Raw genomic sequence first — 4528 nt, 5'->3', positions numbered from 1 at the left:
GGAGACGCAATGCTATTCAAATCACGCAGAAACGAATACGCGGACACGGACGGCCCCGTGCGCTATCTGGATGACAGCGGCCTTCGTCGCCCGCTCGACATGCCGAGGCCGCAAATCGCCATCATGTTCGCCTTCGTCCTGGTCGCAGCCCTTATCGGCGGCTACCTGCTGTTCAACGTCCTAGACGCGGTGAGGGGCGGCACGGCTCGCGCGCAAGCCAGCGTCGAGGAGAACCTGTCGCGCGAGGTGTCCTACGACCTGCCGGCGCTCACATCCTACATCACGCTGAACGACGACGAGATCAAGCAGGCCGTCGCCGATGCAGGCCTTACCGTCATCGACAAGGGAGGCATGTCGGACGATCCGGAAGCCGCCCTCGAGCTGATCAAGCTTCCGTCCGACGTGAGCGAGCTCGACGCGGGACTGATGTACAACAAAGGCGTGTCCAAGCTTTCCGCAAGCGAGGCGGCCTTGCTGCTCAACGGTTCGTGGACGCTCGACGCCGACCGCAGCGACGGCACGTCCATGCGACTGCGCTACGCCGATTTCTCTTCGGGCAGCCTCGATGCCGCCATTGACGCCGCCATCGCCGCCGAGGGCTTCGATCCGGCCACCATCGCCGAGGACGGCATGGGCGTGGACGAAGTGGGCAACACGTTCAAGCAGGGCACGGTCGACGTCGACGGGACCGCGTACACATGGAAGGTCTCGGCTCTCCCTTTGTCCGAGATGTACGACATCTCGGGCCTGCCCGAAACCGCCGTGTACGTCGGCGTTCGCCTGAGCTCCTAGCCGCACGCTTCCATCCTCGCATTCGAGCATTCGAACATTCGCGCCCCGCATCGCTTTCGACGATGCGGGGCGCTTTGTTTCTCCACCTCAATATTATTCTTTTCTAAAAACAGTATAAAACCCTTGCCCCGCGTCGGGTTTATCCTCACGCGCCCTCGGATATACCCCGATAGGCATATGACCTGCTCGAGCGCATGATACGGAGCAAGGAAGAGGAGATTTCATGAAAGTATCGAGCGTCATAGCGGGTGCATCGGCAGCCTTGGTGGCATTCCAGGCGGCGCTCTACGCCTCCCATGGCGAAGCCGATCTGCTGCGGCCCCCCGGAGCGCATGGCGAGAAAGACTTCGCTTCGCGCTGCGTCAAGTGCGGGAAATGCATGGAGGCCTGCCCCTATATCGCTATCAAGCCGGCACGCGACGACGCAGGAACCGCCGTGGGAACGCCGATGATCGATGCGCGCGCCCAGGCCTGCCGCCTATGCGAGGATTTTCCCTGCGTCGAGGCCTGTCCCACGAACGCGCTGCGCGACATCAAAACCCGCTCCGACGTGAAGATGGGCATCGCCGTCATCGACGAGGATCTATGCATCGCATTCCAGGGCATGCGCTGCGAAGTATGCTACCGCACCTGCCCTCTCATCGACGAAGCTATCGTCATCGACTACCGCCTGCGCGAAGGCGATGCCATCCACTCCGTGTTCGCCCCCGTCATCGACGAGGACAAGTGCGTGGGATGCGGCCTATGCGTGGAACGTTGCGTGGTCAGCGAGCCCCGGGTGGCCATCCGCATCGCAAGCGACGAGGAGCGGGCGGGCGGCATCGAGCCCTCGGCATGACGAGCTCGGCGCAGCTGCGCCGAGCTCCCCTGAACAAGCTGCCAAACCGTTGGAGGTTTAGGACATAGCAATGGGTAACGGGAGGAAAAGGAGGGATGTCATGGACATCTCAAGACGAGGATTCGTCAAGGCCACGGCAGTAGCGCTGGCGAGCGCGGCGGCGGCAGGCACCATGTCGTCGCTCGTGGGATGCGCAAGCGGCGAAGGCCAATCGACGACCGCCGCTTCGGGCGACGGACAGAAGTACACGTCGGTGTGCCGCTTCTGCGGCTGCGGTTGCGGCGTCATCTGCGAGGTCAAGGACAACAAGCTGATCAGCGTGACAGGCGACCCGGACAACGAGTCCAACAAGGGTCTCAACTGCGTCAAAGGCTACTACTTGGCGAAGATCATGTACGGCGACGACCGCCTGACCACGCCGATGATCCGCGAGGACAAGTCCACGAAGGGCACCGGCGAAGGTTTGCGCGAGGCGAGCTGGGACGAAGCTCTCGACCTCGTGTCTTCCAAGCTCAAAGAGACGTGGAAGAGCGACAAGTCGCGCCTGGCCTTCTGGCTGAGCGGCCAGCAGCCCATCACCGAAGGCTACGCCTGCGCCAAGTTCATCAAAGCCGGTCTTCTCTCGAACAACGTCGACCCGAACGCGCGCCTGTGCATGGCCAGCGCCGTGGTGGCGTTCATGAACGTGTTCCAAACCGACGAGCCCGCCGGATCATACAGCGACCTCGACGAAGCCGACGTGTTCGTCACCTGGGGCGCCAACATGGCCGAAGCGCACCCCATGCTGTACTCGCGCCTGACGGCCCGCAAGCTCTCGGGCGAGGGCGTGAAGCACTACGATCTCGGCACCATCAGAACGCGCACGAGCGCGAGCGCCGACAAGACGATGATCTTCCATCCGAACACCGACCTCGCCATCGCGAACTGCATCGCAAACTACCTCGTGTCGGAGAAGAAGTACGACGAGGCCTTCGTGAACGACCACCTGCAGTTCAAGCAGGGCACCGAGGACATCGGCAACTCCTTCGAGGACGGCTACGACAAGAGCGAGATCGGCTCGAAGGTGGACGCGGTGAGCCCTATCACCTTCGAGGAGTACGCCGCGCGCCTGGAACCCTACACCTTCGAGTACACCTCTCAGCTCTCCGGCGTGGCCGTCGAGGACCTCAAGGAGCTGGCCGAGGTGTTCGCGGATCCGAACAAGAAGGTCATGTCGCTGTGGACCATGGGCGTGAACCAGCACAACCGCGGCACATGGATGAACCATTGCATTTACAACGTCCACCTGCTGTCCGGCAAGATCGCCCAGCCCGGCTGCGGCCCCTTCTCGCTGACCGGGCAGCCCACCGCCTGCGGCACCGCCCGCGAAGTGGGCACGTTCAGCCACCGCCTGCCGGCCGACCTCTTGGTGGCAAACGAGCAGCACCGCCGCTACACCGAGGCTATCTGGGATCTCCCGCAAGGCTACCTCGACGAGATCAAGGCTCCCGGCATGCACACGGTGAAGATGTTCCGCGAGCTTTCCAAGGGCAACATCGACTTCATGTGGTCCGCCCATAACAATTGGGCGCAGTCCATGCCGAACCTCACCCGTTTCCTTGGCGAAGGCGCTGACAACAAGGGCATCTTCGACACGTTCATCGTGGTCAACGAGGTGTATCCCACCCTGTCCACGCAGTACGCCGACGTCGTGCTCCCCGTGGCGCTGTGGGTGGAGCGAGAGGGCCAGTTCGGCAACGCCGAGCGCCGCACCGCCGTCTTCGAGAAGGCCGTGGACGCTCCGGGCGAGGCCAAGTGGGACCTCTGGACGTTCATGGAAGTAGCGCATCGCGTGCTCGACGGCGAGAAGATCGGCAGCGAGGATGCCTTCGACCACCTGTTCGGCTTCATCTACGACAAGAACGCCCGCGATTTCAAGAACGACGACCGCGAGACGAACCGCCTGCTGTGGGAGGAGTACCGCATCTTCTCGAACCCCGAGATGAACGACAAGGCCAAGGCTATCAACGACGATACCGACGGCACGTTCGGCGCCAAGCTCAAAATGGAGGCAAAGCAGCTGGCCCCCTACGAGGAGTACCTTGCCAACCACGGCATGACGTGGCCGGTGCGCAACGTGAACGGCACCTGGAAGTCCACGAAGTGGCGCTTCGCCGAGGGCTCGCAGGACGAGGGCTTCGACGAGGTCGGCGTGAAGCAGTACGGCAAGCCCGGACAGGCCGGCGGCGTGAGCTTCTACAAGTCCGCCAACCTGAAGCCGTCCGTGGTGTTCCGCCCCTACGAACCGCCCGCGCAGACCCCCAGCGACGAGTACCCGTTCTACTTCGTCACGGGTCGCTTGCTGGAGCACTGGCACACCGGCACGATGACCCGTCGCGTGCCCGAGCTCGACCGCGCGCTGCCCGAGGCGCTGCTGAACATGAACCCGGACGATTGCAAGAAGCTGGGCATCCAGGACGGAGACATGGTGAAGGTGAAGTCGACGTACGGCGAGTTCGACATCAAGGTGTCCACGGCGGGCCGCACCGAGCCCCCGGCCGGCGTGACGTTCGCTCCATTCTTCGCCGAGGAGACCCTGGTGAACCTGGCGGTGCAGGACGTGTACTGCCCGCTGTCCAAGGAACCCGACTACAAGAAGACCTGCGTATCCATTACGAAGCTCTAAGGGGAAGACGATGAAGAAGCACATGATAACCGCCGCCCTCGTGGCCGTGATGGCGCTGGGCTTGGGCACGGTTGCAGGCTGCAGCCAGGAAGCCCCCAGGGAAGACGTGAACGCGAACGTGCCCGCCGGCGCTCCGCCTTTGATGCCGACGAGCCACGACGGGCGCTTCGAAAACCTCGGCGCGGCGGGCTGTTACGGCTGCCACGGCGCGAACGACCAGGCCAACCCCATGC

General features: G+C 63.2%; 4 protein-coding genes. All 4 read left to right on the top strand.

Features of this window, described 5'->3' with window-relative positions; all coding sequences use genetic code 11:
- On the top strand, positions 1-792 hold a 792-nt coding region (locus ACMO6A_RS08030), incomplete at its 5' end, for a teichoic acid transporter (RefSeq protein WP_418471056.1).
- A 223-nt stretch (positions 793-1015) separates the two neighbouring features.
- The gene (locus ACMO6A_RS08025; protein ID WP_009307156.1) at positions 1016-1630 is read left to right on the top strand and encodes a 4Fe-4S dicluster domain-containing protein; all 615 of its coding nucleotides are present in this window, start codon (positions 1016-1018) and stop codon (positions 1628-1630) included.
- 100 nt (positions 1631-1730) lie between these two features.
- Positions 1731-4295, top strand: coding sequence for a nitrate reductase catalytic subunit NapA (gene napA, locus ACMO6A_RS08020; protein ID WP_009307157.1), 2565 nt, complete (start codon positions 1731-1733; stop codon positions 4293-4295).
- A gap of 10 nt (positions 4296-4305) precedes the next feature.
- Positions 4306-4528: hypothetical protein (locus ACMO6A_RS08015; protein ID WP_418471055.1), on the top strand; the 223-nt coding region annotated here is incomplete at its 3' end.

This window comes from Eggerthella sp. (assembly GCF_048329335.1).
In the GTDB taxonomy this organism is placed as follows: Bacteria; Actinomycetota; Coriobacteriia; order Coriobacteriales; family Eggerthellaceae; genus Eggerthella; species Eggerthella lenta.
The sequence above is the reverse complement of the archived record's forward strand: the minus strand, read 5'-3'. Positions and strand labels throughout refer to the sequence as shown.

Bases quoted from the DNA above. Each gene is read 5' to 3' on its own strand.
- ACMO6A_RS08025 (WP_009307156.1), top strand. From the start codon at position 1,016: ATGAAAGTATCGAGCGTCATAGCGGGTGCATCGGCAGCCTTGGTGGCA.
- napA (WP_009307157.1), top strand. From the start codon at position 1,731: ATGGACATCTCAAGACGAGGATTCGTCAAGGCCACGGCAGTAGCGCTG.